The organism is Methylorubrum pseudosasae, from assembly GCF_029504475.1.
GTDB lineage: Bacteria > Pseudomonadota > Alphaproteobacteria > Rhizobiales > Beijerinckiaceae > Methylobacterium > Methylobacterium extorquens.
Map to the genome: position 1 here is coordinate 628,032 of NZ_JAQGDU010000002.1, position 15,879 is coordinate 643,910.

Consider the following 15,879-nt stretch of genomic DNA (forward strand, 5'->3'; position numbering starts at 1 on the left):
GGCGAAGCGGGCCGCCGGTTTGCGGCAACGCTTCGTTCACGATATGTGCCGTACCGGATCGATGCTCTGAAGGAGGCCGAGGCCATGACCACGGACGTCCGCATCCTCGGCATCGATCCCGGCCTGCGCCGCACCGGCTGGGGTCTGATCACGGCGCGGGGCAGCAAGCTGTCCTACCTCGCCTGCGGCGTCGTCACCTCCGACGGTGACCTGCCGCTGGCGTTGCGCCTGCGCGAGCTGCACGAGGGCCTGACCCGCATCGTCACGACCTACACGCCCGACGAGGTCTCGGTGGAGGAGACCTTCGTCAACAAGGACGCGCAGGCTACGCTCAAGCTCGGCCATGCCCGCGCCGTGGCGCTGCTGGTGCCGGCGCTCGCCGGTCTGCCGGTGGCGGAATATGCCGCCAACCTCGTGAAGAAGACCGTGGCCGGGAACGGCCACGCGGAGAAGGTTCAGATCCAGGCGATGGTGAAGTTCCTGCTGCCGAAGGCGGAGTTCAAGCTCGCCGACGCAGCCGACGCGCTTGCCATCGCGATCACCCATGCCAGCCACCGCGGGGCCATCGCCCTCGACCGCCGCCACGCCGTGGCCGCGGGCGGGGGGCCGGGCGCGGCCCGGATCGCCGCGGCGCTGGCGCGGCTCGACCGGTAAAGTCGATCGGCAACGATCCCGTCGGACCGCCTATGCGGCGCGGACATCGACGAGGAAGCGGGCGACCTCCTGGCGCAACGGCTCGGCTTGGCCGACCGCTCGGCGGTCTGCCCCGCGGTGACGCTCATCGTCCGGGCGGTCTTCTGGAGCTCGGCGGCGGAGGTGCCCGACCGTGCCGACGATGCGGCCGACCGACGCCTCAAAGCCGTTCGGACCCGAATCTCTCCGGCCTGGCCCGTCTCTAGCCTCCGAGGTCGAGCAACACCTTGCCGACCGCCTCGCGGCGGACGAGCACGCCGAGCGCCTCCGCGTAGGCGTCGAGCGCATAGACGCCGTGCACCTTCACAGTGAGTTTGCCCTCCGCCGCCCAGGCGAGCAGTTGGGCTTGGTTGGCCGCATGCGCCTCCGGCTCGCGCTCGACGAAGGCGCCCCAATGGACGCCCTGGACGTCGATGCCCTTGAGCATGATGACGTTGAGGGGGAATTTCGGGATCTCGCCCGCGGCAAAGCCGATCACGAGGAAGCGCCCCTTCCAGCCGAGCGCGCGCATGGCCGGCTCGGCCAGATCGCCGCCGACCGCGTCGTAGACCACATCGACGCCGCGCTCGCCGGTGAGGCGCCGCAAGGCCTCGCGCAGGTTGTCCGCCTTATAGTCGATCAGGTCGTCGGCGCCGTGGGCGCGGGCGGTCTCGAGCTTTTCGGGCGAGGAGGCACAAGCGATGACGCGGGCCCCGAGCAGCTTGCCGAGTTCGACCGCCGCGAGCCCGACGCCGCCCGATGCACCGAGCACGACGAGGGTTTCGCCCGACCGGATGCGGGCGCGATCCCGGAGCGCGTGAAGCGTGGTGCCGTAGGTGATCGAGAGCCCGGCGGCGATCTCGTCGGAGACGGCCTCCGGCACCCGCGCGAGGCGCTTCACCGGAACCGCGATCCGCTCGCGGGCGGTTCCGTGGCTGAGATGGACCATCACCCGGTCGCCTAGGGAGAAACCCTCGGCGCCAGCGCCCAAAGCCTCGATCACGCCGCAGGCCTCGCCGCCGGGGGAGAACGGCAGTTCGGGCTTCACCTGATAGCGGCCGGCGATGATGAGCGTGTCGAAGAAGTTCAGCGCCGCGACCCGCACCCGCACCAGCGCCTCGCCGGGGCCCGCCACCGGATCGGGCAGGTCCTCAATGCCGAGATCCTCCGGCCCACCGAGCCGGCTGCACACCAAGGCCTTCATATCAGCGCCGTCTCCCTCACATCGCCGGTCGTGCCGAATCCCCGCGCCCGGCAGGCGGGCGCAGGATCGGTGCCGCGTTCAGCCACGGTCATGCCCGCTCGCACGCCGTGAGCGCAAGATATCGAGCGCAAGACGTTCAGGCCCGCTCGTAGGTCCCCGTCAGCATGCCCTTGGCGATCACGTTGCCCCGGAGCGCGTCGAGCAGGGCGCCGCGGCCCGGCGAGGCGGGCAGGTCGGCGGGACGGGCCAGCGCGAAGACCTGGAACAGGTAGTGGTGCGGGCCGTGGCCGGTCGGCGGGTCCGGCGGCAGCCACCCGTCCTTCTGGAACGAGTTGCGGCCCAGATCGTGCGGGCTACCCTCGCTCGCCGGGCTCGCGAACGCCCCCTCGGGGACGTTTTGGGCCTCCGGGCGCAGGTTCCAGGCGATGAGGTGGACGAAGGGATGCGAGGAGGGCGCGTCCGGATCCTCCACGAACAGGACGAGCGCCGCGGCCCCGTCCGGCACGCTGGCGATGGCGAGCGGCGGCGAGAGCCCATCGCCGTCCGCGGTGTAGCGGGCGGGGATCGGTGCGGTGTCGGCGAAGGCCTCGCTCGTCACGCGGAGGCTGGCGGGGGCCTCCGCCGCGACCGTGTGGAACGCGGCCTTCTCTGCGCCGGCCCTGAGGCCGGAGAGCGCCTGACCGACGGCGTGCGGCAGCTTTTCGAGCATCGGGGAGGGTCTCCGCTTGTCCTGCGAAAAACCCTCAACGAACACCCGCCCGCTTCGTTCAGGCGGGGCGGTTCGCCGCCACCATGTAGTTCACCCCCGTGTCGCGGCTCGCGCGCCAGGAATCGTTGAGCGGATTGTAGACCACACCGGTCGTGTCGGTGACGGTGAGGCCGCCCGCCGTGATGTCGGCGGACAGCTCCCGCGGCGTCACGAACTTCTCCCAATCGTGGGTGCCCCGCGGCAGCCAACGCAGGACATATTCGGCGCCGACGATGGCGAGCGCGAAGGAGCGCATCGTCCGGTTGATGGTGGCGGCAAACAGCAGGCCGCCGGGCTTCACCGTCGTGCAGCACGCGCGCAGAAAACCCGTGCGGTCGGAGACGTGCTCGACCACCTCCATAGCAAGCACGATGTCGAAGCGTTCGCCGCGGGCGGCCACCGCCTCAATGGTCTCGTCGCGGTAATCGATAGTGAGGCCTTCCGCCTCCGCATGGGCGCGGGCGGCCGCGACGTTGCCGGTCGCCGGATCGAGGCCCGTCACCGTCGCGCCGAGCCGGGCCAGCGGCTCCGACAGAACGCCGCCGCCGCAGCCGATATCGATGACGCTGAGCCCTTCGAGGGGAAAGGGCGTGGCCGGGTCGCGATCGAAGATGCGGCAGGCCTCGTCGCGGATGTAGCCGACCCGGACGGGATTGAACTTGTGCAGAACCGCCATCGGCCCGCGCTCGTCCCACCAGCGCGCGGCCAGGGCGTCGAAGCGCGCCACTTCGTCCCGATCGATCGAGGCACCCGTCATCCGGCTCACTTTCGCATCGTTTGAACCTGTGGCAGCGCAATCGCTTGAACGCGATTGCGCTGTTTTTCAGCTGGCCTCAAGCGCCGGCGGCCGCCCCCGCGGCCTCGGCTCTCGCTCCGCTTCTGTGTTCGAGCGACCGTTCCGGTCCTCGAACCCGCTCCGCAGTGCGCTCTTCGCGCCCGGAATGAAGCGCCATCACGCTTCGAGCGATGGCGCTGGTCCTGCCGTCCGATTGACACGGCCGGGGGGCCCTTGTACCCGCCGGTCGCATCCCCGGTACAGCCGCGCCGTGTTGTTTTCCATGTGACGCGGCGCGCCGGCCTCACGGCCGGCACCGTAGGGATAAGATGAGCAGACCGGACGCGACATGCCCCGTTTGGTGATGAAATTCGGCGGCACCTCTGTCGCCAACGTCGACCGCATCCGCAACGTGGCGCGCCACGTCGCCCGTGAGGTCGCGGCCGGCTACGAGGTCGCGGTCGTGGTCTCGGCGATGTCGGGCAAGACCAACGAACTGGTCGGCTGGGTCAAGGACGCCGACCCGCTCTACGGTGCGGCGGAGTACGACACGGTCGTGGCCTCGGGCGAGCAGGTCACCTCGGGGCTTCTCGCCATCGCGCTCAACAAGGACGGGATCAAGGCCCGCTCCTGGCAGGGCTGGCAGATCCCGATCCACACCTCCGATGCGCATGGCTCGGCCCGGATCGAGGGCATTGATCCGACGAATCTCGACGAGAGCTTCAAGCGCGGCGAGGTCGCCGTCATCTCCGGCTTCCAGGGCGTGAATCCGCAGACCGGCCGGATCGCGACGCTGGGACGCGGCGGCTCGGACACGTCCGCGGTGGCAATCGCCGCCGCCATCGGCGCGGAGCGCTGCGACATCTACACCGACGTGGACGGGGTCTACACCACCGATCCCCGCGTGGTGCCCAAGGCCCAGCGCATGGAGCGCGTGACCTTCGAGGAGATGCTGGAGATGGCGTCCTTGGGCGCCAAGGTGCTCCAGGTGCGCTCCGTCGAGCTCGCCATGGTGCACCGGGTGCCGACCACGGTGCGCTCCTCCTTCGATCCCCCCGATGCCGCGCGGCCGGGCACCCTCATCTGCGACGAGGACCAAATCGTGGAACAGCAGATCATCACCGGCATCGCCTTCTCGAAGGACGAGGCGCAGATCACCCTGCGCGCCGTGAAGGACAGCCCCGGCATCGCCGCAGCGATCTTCGGACCGCTGGCGGATGCCAACATCAATGTCGACATGATCATCCAGACCGTGTCCGGCGATCAATCGACCACCGACATGACCTTCACCGTGCCGGCGGCCGATTACGAGCGCTCCCGCGCCATCCTCGACGCCCAGCGCGACACGATCCAGTTCGGCCAAATCGAGGGCGCCACCGACGTGGTCAAGGTCTCGGCGATCGGCGTCGGCATGCGCTCGCATGCGGGCGTTGCAGCCAAGGCCTTCCGGGCGCTGGCGCAGAAGGGTATCAACATTCGCGCGATCACCACCTCCGAGATCAAGTTCTCGGTCCTGATCGACGCCGCCTACACGGAGCTTGCCGTCCGTACGCTCCACTCGCTATACGGCCTCGACCAGGCCTGACCGTTCCCGTCGGCGTCGGCCCCACGGCTCTCATGCCAGGGTTGCGCCGGCCGACCCGGATTGACGACACGATGCCCGCTGCGCCCGGAGGCCCGCGCCTGCTGCTGCGCCGGCTCCGCGAAGCCATGGCGGAGCCGGTCAGTCCGCAGCAGCGTCTCGACCGGATCGTCGTCCTCATCGCGGCGAACGTGATCGCCGAGGTGTGCTCGGTCTATGTGGTGCGCGATGACAACACCCTCGAACTGTTTGCAACCGAGGGTCTGAACCGCGACGCGGTTCACATCACCCGCATGCGCGCCGATGAAGGCCTCGTCGGCCTGATCGCCAAGACCGCCGAGCCGCTGGCGCTGTCCGACGCGCAGTCGCACCCCTCGTTCTCGTATCGTCCGGAAACGGGCGAGGAAATCTACCACGCCTTCCTCGGCGTGCCGCTGCTGCGGGCCGGGAATACGCTCGGCGTGCTGGTGGTCCAGAACAAGACCTACCGCGTCTATTCCGAGGAGGAGATCGAGGCGCTCCAGACCACCGCCATGGTGCTGGCCGAGCTGATCGCTTCGGGTGAACTCCAGGCGCTGTCGCCCGGCGCCGGCACCGCGGCGCGCCGTCCGGTGAGCCAGCGCGGCGTCGCGCTCGCCGACGGGATCGGCCTCGGACACGTCGTGCTGCACGAGCCGCGCATCGTCGTGAAGACGCTGATCGCCGAGAACGTCGAGCGCGAGATGGAGCGGCTGGAGGCGGCGATCGAGGACGTGCGCTCGGCCATCGACGAGTTGGTCGAACGCGGCGACGGCATCGGCTCGGGCGAATCCCGCGAGATCCTCGAGACGGTGCGGATGTTTGCCCATGACAAGGGCTGGCTGCGGCGGATGCGCGAGGCGGTGCAGTCGGGCCTGACGGCGGAGGCCGCGGTCGAGCGGGTGCAGTCGGACAACCGCGCCCGGATGCTGCGCCAGAGCGATCCTTACCTGCGCGACCGCCTCCACGATCTCGACGACCTCGCCAACCGCCTGCTGCGCCGCCTCGTCGGCCAGGAGAGCCAGAACGGCGACGGCCTGCCGGAGAACGCGATCCTGGTCGCCCGCTCCATGGGCCCGGCGGCACTCCTCGACTACGACCGGGCTCGCTTACGCGGCGTGGTGCTGGAGGAGGGCGGGCCGACGAGCCACATCGCCATCGTCGCCCGCGCGCTCGGCATCCCGGCGGTCGGCGAGATCGCCAACGCCACGAGCCTGTGCGATTCGGGCGACGCGATCATCGTCGATGGCCTGTCGGGCGAGGTGCAGATCCGGCCGACCCCCGAGGTCGAGGCGTCCTATGCCGAGATGGTGCGCCTGCGCGCCCGGCGGCAAGAGCAGTACCGGGCCCTGCGCGACGTGCCCGCCGTCACCCGCGACGGCGTGAAGATCGGCCTGCACCTCAATGCCGGCCTGCTCGTCGATCTGACGCATTTGCACGAGACCGGGGCGGAGGGTGTCGGCCTGTTCCGCACCGAGCTGCAATTCATGATCGCCGAGCGGATGCCCTCGGCCGCCGAACAGCAGACGCTCTACGAGGCGGTCTATTCGGCCACCGGCGACCTGCCGGTCACGATCCGCACCCTGGACATCGGCGGCGACAAGATCCTCCCCTACATGCCGGCGCTGGAAGAGGAGAACCCGGCGCTCGGCTGGCGGGCGATCCGCATCGGCCTCGACCGGCCGGCTTTGCTGCGGGTGCAGTTGCGGGCGCTGCTCAAGGCGGCGGCGGGGCGACCGATCAAGATCATGTTCCCGATGGTCGCCACCGTCGAGGAGTTCATCCGCGCCCGCGACATCGTCGATCGCGAGAAGGCGCATCTGCGCCGCCACGGCTACGCCTTGCCGAGCGATTGCCGCCTCGGCGCGATGGTCGAGGTGCCCTCGCTGCTGTTCCAGATCGACGAGATCGCCCGCGAGGCGGATTTTCTGTCGGTCGGCTCGAACGACCTGATGCAGTTCCTGTTCGCCGTCGATCGCGAGAACCGGCGCGTGGCCAACCGCTTCGATCCCCTGTGCGGGGCGGCGATGCGCGCCTTCCGCCTCATCGCCGAGCGCTCCGCGGCGCAGGGCTGCCCGGCGACCGTCTGCGGCGAGATCGGCGGCCGTCCGTTGGAGGCGCTGGCGCTGATCGGCTTAGGGTTTCGCGATTTCTCGATGTCGCCGGCCTCGATCGGCCCGGTCAAGGCGATGGTGCTCTCCGCCGATGCCGCCGAGGTCGCGGCGTTGATCCAGTCCGAGCTGACCCGGGTGACCGATGGCGCCTCGGTCCGGCCCGCCCTGGCCGCCTATGCCAAGGCGAACGGTGTGCCGATTTAGGATCGCGGCGACCGACATCGGCCCCAGCCTGCGAGAGGAAAACGGGTGGATTGGCAGGTGCACTGGCTGGAGGCCGAGGGCGACCTCGCGCCCTGGCGCGAGCGGATCGCAGCGGAGATCGAGGTCGCCCGGACCGCCGTGGCGGGCGTCCTGCCGCCGTTCCGGTTGGACATCCTCGTGGAGCTTGTGACCGGCGCGGTCATCCCGGAGGTCGGAACGGCCGGCCGCGCCTATCGGCCGAGCCTGTGCGGGCTCACGGTCGACCCGCTCAACCCGAACTTCGCGGCGAGCCTCGATACCGGCGACATCCGGCGGACGATCGCCCACGAGGTGCATCACTGCCGTCGCTTTGCCGGGCCCGGATACGGCCGAACGCTGGGTGAGGCGATCGTCAGCGAGGGATTGGCCGGACAGTTCGCCGGGACGCTCTTCAAGGCGCCTCCCGAACCCTGGGAATGCGCCCTGGACGACGCGGCCCTGCGGGCCCATCTCCCGAGTGCGGCAGAGCTCCGGGCGCCCAATCACGATCACGCCGGCTGGTTCTTCGGAGCGGGCGGCCGTCATCCGCGCTGGCTCGGATACACCCTCGGCTACCGGATCGTCGGCGACTGGCTCGCCGCCAACCCCGAGCCCGATGGCGCGATCTGGGTGAACGTGCCGGCGGAGTCCGTGCTGGCGGCGTCTCCGTGGTCCGCTGCGGCGTGAGCGGCCCTTGAACGACCCGGATGCGCGGCCGGTCAGACCCGGCGCATCTTCCCTCCCGGTCGCCGCACGGGTAACGGGTGCCGGTCGGACCGCCATGAACGGTGTCGTTCCGGCGAGCCCGCCGAAGCGGCCGTGCGATCCGCCCCGTCCCCTTCCGATTTGACGCGCACCATCGACGAGTATCCTTACAGGCGATGACCCCCATTCCTTCCGATCGCCTCGACGCCATCCTGGCGCGGCACGACATCGTCACGGCGCAACTCGCCGACGGTTCGGCCGATGCTGGGAGCATCGTGCAACTCTCCCGCGAATTGTCCGAACTCGACGGCGTCGCGGCCGCGATCCATCATTACCGGCTGGCGGAGGCCAACCTCGCTGGCATCCGGGCGATGATCGACGAGCCGGGCGGCGATCCGGAGATGCGCGCGCTCGCCGCCCGAGGAGAAGCCGGAGGCCGAGGAGGCGCTCGAACAGGCCCACCGCGCGCTGCAACTGATCCTGCTGCCGAAGGATGCCGCCGACGAGAAGAGTGCCATCCTCGAAATTCGCGCCGGCACCGGCGGTGACGAGGCGGCCCTGTTCGCGGGCGACCTGTTCCGCATGTACGCGCGCTACGCCGAGTCGAAGGGCTGGCGCGTCGAGGTGATCTCGGAGAGCGAGGGCACGGCCGGCGGCTATCGCGAAGTCGTGGCCGAAGTGAAGGGCCGCAGCGTGTTCTCGCGCCTCAAGTTCGAGAGCGGGGCCCACCGCGTCCAGCGCGTGCCCGACACCGAGACGCAGGGGCGCATCCATACCTCCGCCGCCACCGTCGCGGTGCTGCCCGAGGCGGAAGAGGTCGACATCGTCGTCAACGAGGCCGACCTGAAGATCGACACCATGCGGGCGCAGGGCGCGGGCGGCCAGCACGTCAACAAGACGGAATCGGCGATCCGCATCACGCATATTCCGACCGGCGTGGTGGTGTTCGTCCAGGAGGAGCGCTCGCAGCACAAGAACCGCGCCCGGGCGATGTCCCTCCTGCGCTCGAAGCTGTTCGACGCCGAGCGCACCGCCAAGGATTCGGCACGGGCCGCCGACCGCAAGGCGCAGGTCGGCTCCGGCGACCGCTCGGAGCGCATCCGCACCTACAATTTCCCGCAAGGCCGCGTCACCGACCACCGCATCAACCTGACCCTCTACAAGCTGGAGGAGGTCATGGCCGGCCAGGCGCTCGACGAAGTGATCGACGCCCTGGTGACCGAGCATCAGGCCGAGCTGCTGGCCGCCGAGGGAATGGCGTGAGGGTTGGGGCCGGCATGAGCCCCAGCTTTGCACCGACGCTTCCCCGCGAAGCCGCCCTGCGGCATCTCGTCCAGACCTTCGAAGGGGCCGGCCTGCCGAACGCGCGCTCGGATGCGCGCTTCCTCCTGCTGCACACCCTCTCGCTCACCCCCCTCGACCTGACGCTGCGCGGGCGCGAACTGCTCGGCGTGGCCGGGGCGGAGGCGATCCGGCAGGCGGCCGAGCGGCGGCTCGCGGGCGAGCCGGTGGCGCGGATCCTCGGCGCCTGGGAGTTCTGGGGGCTGCCCTTCGCCCTCGGCCCGGAAACGCTGGTGCCGCGGCCCGACACGGAGAGCGTCGTGGAGACGGCACTCCGCCTGTTGCCGGAGCGCGAGCGGCCGCTGCGCCTGATCGATCTCGGCACCGGCTCCGGCTGCATCCTCGTGGCTCTGCTACACGAGCGGCCGGGCGCGCTCGGCATCGGCCTCGACCGGTCGGCGGCGGCGCTGGCGATCGCCCGCCGGAACGCGGCGGCGAACGGTGTCGCCGATCGGGCCGCCTTCCTGTGCGGCTCCTGGCTCAATGCGCTGGAGGGGCCCTTCGACCTCATCGTCTCGAACCCGCCCTACATCGCCGCCCCCGTCATCGCGACGCTCGAACCGGAGGTTCGCCTGCACGATCCGCAGGCGGCCCTCGACGGCGGAGCCGACGGCCTCGACGCCTACCGGGCGATCCTCGCGGATGTCGCCCGGCGGCCGGGCCTGCTCTCGGCGCAGGGCGCGCTCGTGCTGGAGATCGGCTACGATCAGGCAAACGCCCTGACCCGTCTCGCGCAGGAGGCGGGATTCGAGGATATCGGTGTCGGCCAGGATCTCGCGGGCAACGACCGGGTCGTCACGCTTCGGCCATCCTTGGCGGGCAGGTGACGGATCGAGGAAGCGGATTTCGCGCCGGGCCGCGACGCGAATGGCCGATAAACCTGCACAATTCCGGCATAAGCCGCCTTGGCCACGAAAAAATGCTTGTTGTCGAGGGCGTCAGTCACTAGCTTAGAGATGCAGGCCGCCAATGGTCCGTTGAGCGTCTCTCACAAAACTCCCGCTGCGCCCCACAGGCCAAAGGGAGCTCCCGAGAACCGGGAGTTTTGTGAGGCACTCTTTTAAACGGTATCGGCAGGATCGGTTTTGACCGTGTCCTCCGGCTTCGGACGGTCTTCCCATCATCGAGCGGACGCGCTCCGGCAGTCGCGGCTAGGCTCGGTGATATCGAACCTGACAGTCGAGGGATGTCTCGCGGCGCGCCAAAACCGAGCGCAGCCACCAGACGAGCGGCAAACATCGCGGAATGAAGCGCGGTCGGGCGCCTTGCGCCCGGCTCGCCCTGTCCGCGAGCCAAGCTCCAGCACTGTCAGTCACGCTGAGCGACAGGTAACGAGGGTCAATCGAGGCCGATGAGACCAAACCAGAATCGACGGATGCGGGGTCGCAATCGGCCCAAGGGTCCGAATCCGCTGACGCGCTCTTACGAGTCGAACGGTCCCGACGTCAAAATCCGCGGCACCGCTCAGCATATCGCCGACAAGTACGCACAGTTGGCGCGCGACGCCCTTGCGAGCGGCGATCCGGTGGCTGCCGAGAACTACTTCCAGCACGGCGAGCACTATTTCCGGATCATCACCGGCGCTCAGGAGCCCGGCCGTCCGCAGGTCACGCAGGGCTATGCCCGCAACGGCTTCGACGAGGACGAGGAAGGCGACGACGAGACCGTGCAGGGCCAGGGCGCCGAGGGCGGTCGCCAGGGGCTCGGCTACGGCACCGATGAGTACGGTGACCCGACGCAGCAGCCGCAGCCGTTCGAGCGCCACGACTTCGACGGCCGTCCTCAGCGCAACGATCGCAACGACCGGAACCAGCGCTTCCAGCCCCGCGAACAGGGCCGCGACCGCAACGATCGCAACGACCGGGGCCAGCGCTTCGAGGGCAACCGGCCGGATTACAACCGCGGCGAGCCGCGGCAGGACTTCCGTCAGGATCGCCAGGACCGGCCTGACCGCCAAGACCGGCCTGACCGCCAAGACCGGCAGGATCGGCCCGAGCGTCAGGATCGTCAGGACTATCCCCGTCAGGACGGCCCGCGGCAGGATTACCGCCAGGACCGGCGTCAGGATTACCGGCAGGATTTCGGGCAGCAGCCCCAAGACGGCCGTGAGAATCAGGGCCGGGACAATCAAGGTCGTGAATTTCAAGGCCGCGACAACCAGGGCCGCGAGCCGCAGGGTCGCGAGAACCGTCGCGACGCCGGCCGCTTCGAGAACGGTCGCAACGAGGCGCCCGAGGCCCCGCGTCAGGAGCCTCGCCAGGAATCGCGGCAAGAGCCTCGGCAGGAACCCCGGCAAGAGCCGCGTCAGGACACCCGCGCCGAGCCTGCAGCACGGACCGAGACGCCCCAGCGCCCCGACAGCCCGGCGCCGCGGCGCGGACGCGGACGTGCGAGCGAAGCCAGCCGCGCCGCCGCGGCCGAGGCGGCCGATCCGTCGGCGCTGCCCGCCTTCCTGATGACGGCGACCCGTAACCCCACGCCCCCGCCGTCCCCCGAGGCACCGGTTGCGCGCGCCGCGCCGGAGCCGCGCGAGGCGGCTCCCGCCCCCGAAGCGCCGTCATCGGCCGAGGAGGCGCCCGCGCCCAAGCCGCGCCGCCGCCGGACCCGCTACAAGGGCCCCGAGGACGAGGCGGCTCCCGAGAAGACCGACACGCCGGACGCGGCTGAGTAAGCGAACCAAATGAAAGCGGCCCGAGGATTTCCTCGGGCCGCTTTCGTTTGGCGCCTGCGCCAGGGCGGCGCGGGCTGAGCGATACGCGTCCCACTCGGATCAGCGGAGATAGTTGACGAGGCTCATCTCGGAGAGGATCGAGGTGACCTTGTAGCTCGCCTGCAACTGCGTCTGCAGGCTCAAGAGCTTGGCCGCGACCTCTTCCGTCGAGACCGTATCGACCCCGTCGAGGGAGTCCTGCAGGGTCGCCTTGGTGGTGTTGGCCACCGACTTCGCATTGGCCATGCTGCTGGCGGCCAAGCCGAAATCGGTGCCGATCTGCTCCAGGCTCTGCTGGCTGGTGCCCGCGGTGAGCAGGTTCGCCGCCCGGCTGGAGACCGCCTCGAACCGTGCCGTGTCGACCGTTCCCGGTCCCGGTGGTGAAGTTTTCCGCCGCCATCGCAGCGATCCCGGCAAGCGTCCGGCGGATCGCCTCCTCGTTGGCCTGCGCGCCGATCTCGACCGTCCGGCTAGTGCCGGCCTGCACCGTCGCCGTCGCCCGCGGGTCGGAAGCGGTGTCGCCCTTGTACCAGATCACGGTCTTGGCGCTCGCGGTCTCGGCGTAGCCGTTGCCGTCCGCCGCGACGCGCCGCGGGCTCAGGCCGGCGGCGGGCGAGCCCTCGAAGAAGTTCAGCGAGGCGCGGCCGGCCGAACTCGCCGAGAGTTCGGTGTTGGCCGCCGTCGTCAGGGCGTTCTGGAGCGTGCGGGAGAGGTTCGCGGTCGTCTCCTCCGGCGTCGCGCCGATGGCGAAGGCCGTCGCGGAGTCGGCCCCGGCCGTGGCGGCGGCGGTCAGAGTGATCGACTTGGTCGTGCCGTCATGCATGCCGAGCTTGAGCGTGATCGTGTCGCCGGGTGCGGGATTGCTGCCGACGGTCAGGGTCGCCGTGGCCGCCTGGCCGTTGCTGAAGTCCGCCGCCACGCCGGGCGGGGTCGCGCTCTGCACGCTGGCGATGTCGGCTCCGCCGAGCGCCCGCTTCAGGTTCGCGGCGGTCTCTTCCTTGGTGGCTCCGATGGAGAAGGCTCCGGCCGCATTGCCGGCCTCACCCGCACGGGCCGTGAGGTCGAGGGTCGTCTGGCTGCCGTCGGCGAGCTGCACCACCACCCGCACCTGAGCGCCTTCGGCAGGCTGCTCGGCAAAGCGCAAGGCGACGTCGGGCTTCGACCCGGCGACGACGTTCGCACCGAGCGTGGCGCTGTTCGAACTCGACGCGGCCATGAGGGTAAAGCCGAAATTCGCCCGCGCTTCGGCACTGGAATCCTCCGACAAGCCGATCGTCCGGGTGCCGACGCTCTGGGTCAGGCGGCCATTGCCCGAGGGGCCGAGATCGGCCTTCTTCTGCTCGGCGATCAGGGTCCTGAGACCGTCGAGGCCCTCGGCTGGGATACCATCCAGGATGGCTTGGTCGGAGACGACCGGCGCCGTCTCGGTCGCCCGCCCCGAGAAGACGTAGACCCCGGCCGCCTGCTGGTTCAGGGCATCGACGGCCGCCGAGAGGTTGTTGGCGGCAAGCTGCACGGTGGCCGACGGCAGCTTCTCGTTGCGGGTGGCGACGATGCCGGTGAGGTTCGAGCGGGTGCTGTCGGAGAGTGCCTTGAGCTGGGTGAGGCTGGCGCTCGTGAGCTTCACCCGGGTCTCGGCCGAGCCGATCGCCGCGAGGTAGCCGTCCTGCGCGCTGATCGCCGCGTGCGCGCTGAGACTGGTCGTGCGCGCGACGCCCAGGCCGCCATAGGTTTCGGCGGTACGCCCGGTCGAGAGCTGCTGAGCCAGCCCGTCGAGCTGGTTCTTCATGCTGACGAGGCTCGCCGACTGGCGGTCGAAGCGGTAGGTGCCGGCGGCGAAAGCGGTGATGGTCATCGGCGGCTCCGCACCTAAATCCTGAGCAGGGTGTCGATCATGTCGCGAGCGGCGGTGAGCACGCGGGCATTGGCCGCGTAGGCCTGCTGGAGCGCGATCAGGTTCGACATCTCCTCGTCGATGTTGACGCCCGAGGCGGAGGCGAAGCGCCCCTGCGCCGTCGAGAGGGCGATGCTCTGTCCCTCGTCGAGATCCTGCGCCGCCGCCGCCGCCGCACCCTGCACCGAGATGACGCCCTGGACGAAGTCGGCGACGCTCGACCGGGTCGGGGCGTCGATGCCGCTGATGCCACTCGACGAGGAGAAGAGGCGCTGGGTGCTCGTCAGCGCGGTGAACAGGGCCTGCGGTCGGGTTCCGTCGCCGATGCCGCTCGCCGCGCCCGTCCCGGTGACGCCGACGAGGCTCGCGGCGCTGCCGACCACCGCCGGGTTCACGGCGATGCGCTGGGCAAAGCCCGTAAGCTGCGAGCCGCCGTCGAAGGAGCCGGTGTAGAGCGCAGCGGACGCGCCGTCGACGAAGAGCGGGATCTGCGTGGCGGAGCCCTTGATGTCGCCCGCCGCGGTGACCTGCGTCACGCTGGCGCTCGCCGCGACCAGGGTGGCCCCGCCGCTCGAGAGGATGCGCATCGCGCCGGCCTCGCCGCCGGGCACGCTCGACACCGTGTACCCGCCGCCCAGCGCCGCGGTGATCGCGCTGCGAACCTCGTCCGCGGTGCGGGCGGGGACCGCATCCGGCCGCCGGATCGAGAACGGAATCACCGTGGCGTTCGCGTCGTCGGTGGCGCCGGCGGGAATGGCAGGGGCCGGATTCTGGTAGGACGGCATCAGGATGAGGTTGCGCTGCGTGCCGCTCCCGTCCTGAACCGTCAAGGTGATGGCGTTGCCGGCCGAGAGACCGGTCAGGTCGATGTCGAAGCCCCCCGTGGTGCCGTCGGTGGGGACCGTGCCGGTGGCCAGTCGGTCGGACATCGCGCGCGACAGCCCCGCCGCGAGGTCGTCGAGCTGGCGCTGGGCCTGAGGCAGCACCGTATCGCGCAGCTCGATCGCGGCGGCGATCGAGCCGGAGCGTATCGCCCCGGAGCCGAGCAGATCGATCTTGCCGCCGCCGGGCGTCGACGCGACGATGGTGCCGACGCCGCTCTGCGATGGGTCGGTGGCGTAGAGCGCGTTGGCCGAGAGCGTGCCGCGGGCATCGAAGCGGAGCGAGGCGGCGTTGGAGCGGTCGAGCAGGGTGACGCCGGAGCTGGTCAGCACGCTCACGCTGCCGTCGCTCTGAGGAACGGCGTTGATGTCGATGAGGCCCGACAGGCTGGTCAGCGCTTGGTCGCGCTGATCCTCGAGTTCGGGCCGGCTCGCGTCGCCGGACGCGGTCGCGACGATGCGGGTGTTGAGCTTGGCCAGTTGTGCGAGCAGGCCGCTGGCCTTCTCGGTATCGGTGGCGAGTTGCGATTCCAGCCCCGAGCGCAGGGCCTGAACCCCGTTGGCGGCGCTGCCGATGCGCGTGGCGAGGTCGTTGGCCGCGCTAAGCACCGTCGCCCGCGCGGCCGTCGAGGTCGGGTTGGCGGCCAGGGTCTGGAGCGAGAGCGTGAAGTTGTTGAACACCCCGTCGAGCGCCGAGGCGTCTCCGGGCCGCCCGTACAGCGTGTCGAGCTGCGTGCGGGTCTTGGACATCAGCGAGGTGTAGGCGGCCCCCGAGCTTTCGGCGCGCAGCTGCTTGAGCGCGGCCGCGTCGAGCGCCCGCGCGACCGTGCCGGTCGCCACGCCGGCATTCCCCGAGCCCGAGGTGATGGGCGCGAGCGTGCGCCGGACATAGCCGGCCGTGCCGACATTGGCGATGTTCTGCGAGACGACCCCGATCTGAGCCTGCGTGACCCGCAGGCCGGCGGTGGCCGTGCTGAACGCGTCGAGGGCCAAGGCGCTTCTCCTCCCTCAGG

14 protein-coding genes and 1 pseudogene are annotated in these 15,879 nt (G+C 70.2%); 10 read left to right on the plus strand and 5 right to left on the minus strand.

Annotated features, from left to right (window positions below; translation table 11 throughout):
- The first annotated feature begins 84 nt into the window (after window positions 1-84).
- Window positions 85-654 (plus strand): crossover junction endodeoxyribonuclease RuvC, encoded by a 570-nt coding sequence (gene ruvC, locus M2437_RS03745; RefSeq protein WP_003599946.1) that lies wholly within the window; start codon window positions 85-87, stop codon window positions 652-654.
- A gap of 241 nt (window positions 655-895) precedes the next feature.
- On the opposite strand, the gene M2437_RS03750 is transcribed toward ruvC, so the two are convergent.
- From M2437_RS03750 to ubiG, 3 genes are all read right to left on the minus strand, one after another.
- Window positions 896-1,876 (minus strand): NADPH:quinone oxidoreductase family protein, encoded by a 981-nt coding sequence (locus M2437_RS03750; protein ID WP_253389403.1) that lies wholly within the window; start codon window positions 1,874-1,876, stop codon window positions 896-898.
- Between the two features lie 136 nt (window positions 1,877-2,012).
- Entirely contained in the window at window positions 2,013-2,585 is a 573-nt protein-coding gene (locus M2437_RS03755; RefSeq protein ID WP_253389404.1) for a YbhB/YbcL family Raf kinase inhibitor-like protein, read from the minus strand.
- A gap of 58 nt (window positions 2,586-2,643) precedes the next feature.
- Window positions 2,644-3,390, minus strand: a complete 747-nt coding sequence (gene ubiG / locus M2437_RS03760; RefSeq protein ID WP_253389405.1) for a bifunctional 2-polyprenyl-6-hydroxyphenol methylase/3-demethylubiquinol 3-O-methyltransferase UbiG — start codon at window positions 3,388-3,390, stop codon at window positions 2,644-2,646.
- A 358-nt stretch (window positions 3,391-3,748) separates the two neighbouring features.
- Between ubiG and M2437_RS03765 the strand changes: the two genes are divergently transcribed.
- The 6 genes and pseudogenes from M2437_RS03765 to M2437_RS03790 all read left to right on the plus strand — a co-directional run bounded on the left by M2437_RS03765 (window position 3,749) and on the right by M2437_RS03790 (window position 12,052).
- Window positions 3,749-4,984 (plus strand): aspartate kinase, encoded by a 1,236-nt coding sequence (locus M2437_RS03765; protein ID WP_003599950.1) that lies wholly within the window; start codon window positions 3,749-3,751, stop codon window positions 4,982-4,984.
- A gap of 71 nt (window positions 4,985-5,055) precedes the next feature.
- The gene (ptsP, locus tag M2437_RS03770) at window positions 5,056-7,317 is read left to right on the plus strand and encodes a phosphoenolpyruvate--protein phosphotransferase (protein ID WP_003599951.1); all 2,262 of its coding nucleotides are present in this window, start codon (window positions 5,056-5,058) and stop codon (window positions 7,315-7,317) included.
- 45 nt (window positions 7,318-7,362) lie between these two features.
- Window positions 7,363-8,022 (plus strand): DUF2268 domain-containing putative Zn-dependent protease, encoded by a 660-nt coding sequence (locus M2437_RS03775; protein WP_253389406.1) that lies wholly within the window; start codon window positions 7,363-7,365, stop codon window positions 8,020-8,022.
- Window positions 8,023-8,216: 194 nt separating this feature from the next.
- Window positions 8,217-9,303 (plus strand): annotated as a pseudogene (gene prfA / locus M2437_RS03780) (peptide chain release factor 1).
- Window positions 9,304-9,317: 14 nt separating this feature from the next.
- Window positions 9,318-10,208, plus strand: coding sequence for a peptide chain release factor N(5)-glutamine methyltransferase (gene prmC / locus M2437_RS03785; protein WP_253389408.1), 891 nt, complete (start codon window positions 9,318-9,320; stop codon window positions 10,206-10,208).
- A 548-nt stretch (window positions 10,209-10,756) separates the two neighbouring features.
- Window positions 10,757-12,052: a DUF4167 domain-containing protein gene (locus M2437_RS03790; protein WP_253389409.1), complete on the plus strand. Its 1,296-nt coding sequence runs from the start codon at window positions 10,757-10,759 to the stop codon at window positions 12,050-12,052.
- Window positions 12,053-12,151: 99 nt separating this feature from the next.
- Here the strand turns inward: M2437_RS03790 and M2437_RS03795 are convergent, their stop codons facing one another.
- A complete protein-coding gene (locus tag M2437_RS03795; protein ID WP_499006472.1) occupies window positions 12,152-12,508 on the minus strand; it encodes a flagellin in 357 nt (118 codons plus the stop codon).
- Between the two features lie 23 nt (window positions 12,509-12,531).
- Here M2437_RS03795 and M2437_RS03800 point away from each other — a divergent pair, with 23 nt between their 5' ends.
- The 3 genes from M2437_RS03800 to M2437_RS03810 all read left to right on the plus strand — a co-directional run bounded on the left by M2437_RS03800 (window position 12,532) and on the right by M2437_RS03810 (window position 13,752).
- A complete protein-coding gene (locus tag M2437_RS03800; RefSeq protein WP_499006474.1) occupies window positions 12,532-12,657 on the plus strand; it encodes a hypothetical protein in 126 nt (41 codons plus the stop codon).
- Between the two features lie 3 nt (window positions 12,658-12,660).
- Window positions 12,661-13,203: a hypothetical protein gene (locus tag M2437_RS03805; RefSeq protein WP_499006475.1), complete on the plus strand. Its 543-nt coding sequence runs from the start codon at window positions 12,661-12,663 to the stop codon at window positions 13,201-13,203.
- A gap of 387 nt (window positions 13,204-13,590) precedes the next feature.
- Window positions 13,591-13,752, plus strand: a complete 162-nt coding sequence (locus M2437_RS03810; RefSeq protein WP_499006476.1) for a hypothetical protein — start codon at window positions 13,591-13,593, stop codon at window positions 13,750-13,752.
- Between the two features lie 208 nt (window positions 13,753-13,960).
- On the opposite strand, the gene flgK is transcribed toward M2437_RS03810, so the two are convergent.
- The gene (gene flgK / locus M2437_RS03815; protein ID WP_253389411.1) at window positions 13,961-15,859 is read right to left on the minus strand and encodes a flagellar hook-associated protein FlgK; all 1,899 of its coding nucleotides are present in this window, start codon (window positions 15,857-15,859) and stop codon (window positions 13,961-13,963) included.
- Window positions 15,860-15,879: the final 20 nt, after the last annotated feature.

What these genes read in the sequence shown, in the direction of transcription:
- M2437_RS03750 (WP_253389403.1), bottom strand. Translation starts at nt 1,876, where the DNA reads ATGAAGGCCTTGGTGTGCAGCCGGCTCGGTGGGCCGGAGGATCTCGGC.
- M2437_RS03755 (WP_253389404.1), bottom strand. Translation starts at nt 2,585, where the DNA reads ATGCTCGAAAAGCTGCCGCACGCCGTCGGTCAGGCGCTCTCCGGCCTC.
- prmC (WP_253389408.1), top strand. Translation starts at nt 9,318, where the DNA reads ATGAGCCCCAGCTTTGCACCGACGCTTCCCCGCGAAGCCGCCCTGCGG.
- ptsP (WP_003599951.1), top strand. Translation starts at nt 5,056, where the DNA reads ATGCCCGCTGCGCCCGGAGGCCCGCGCCTGCTGCTGCGCCGGCTCCGC.
- M2437_RS03765 (WP_003599950.1), top strand. Translation starts at nt 3,749, where the DNA reads ATGCCCCGTTTGGTGATGAAATTCGGCGGCACCTCTGTCGCCAACGTC.
- ruvC (WP_003599946.1), top strand. Translation starts at nt 85, where the DNA reads ATGACCACGGACGTCCGCATCCTCGGCATCGATCCCGGCCTGCGCCGC.
- M2437_RS03790 (WP_253389409.1), top strand. Translation starts at nt 10,757, where the DNA reads ATGCGGGGTCGCAATCGGCCCAAGGGTCCGAATCCGCTGACGCGCTCT.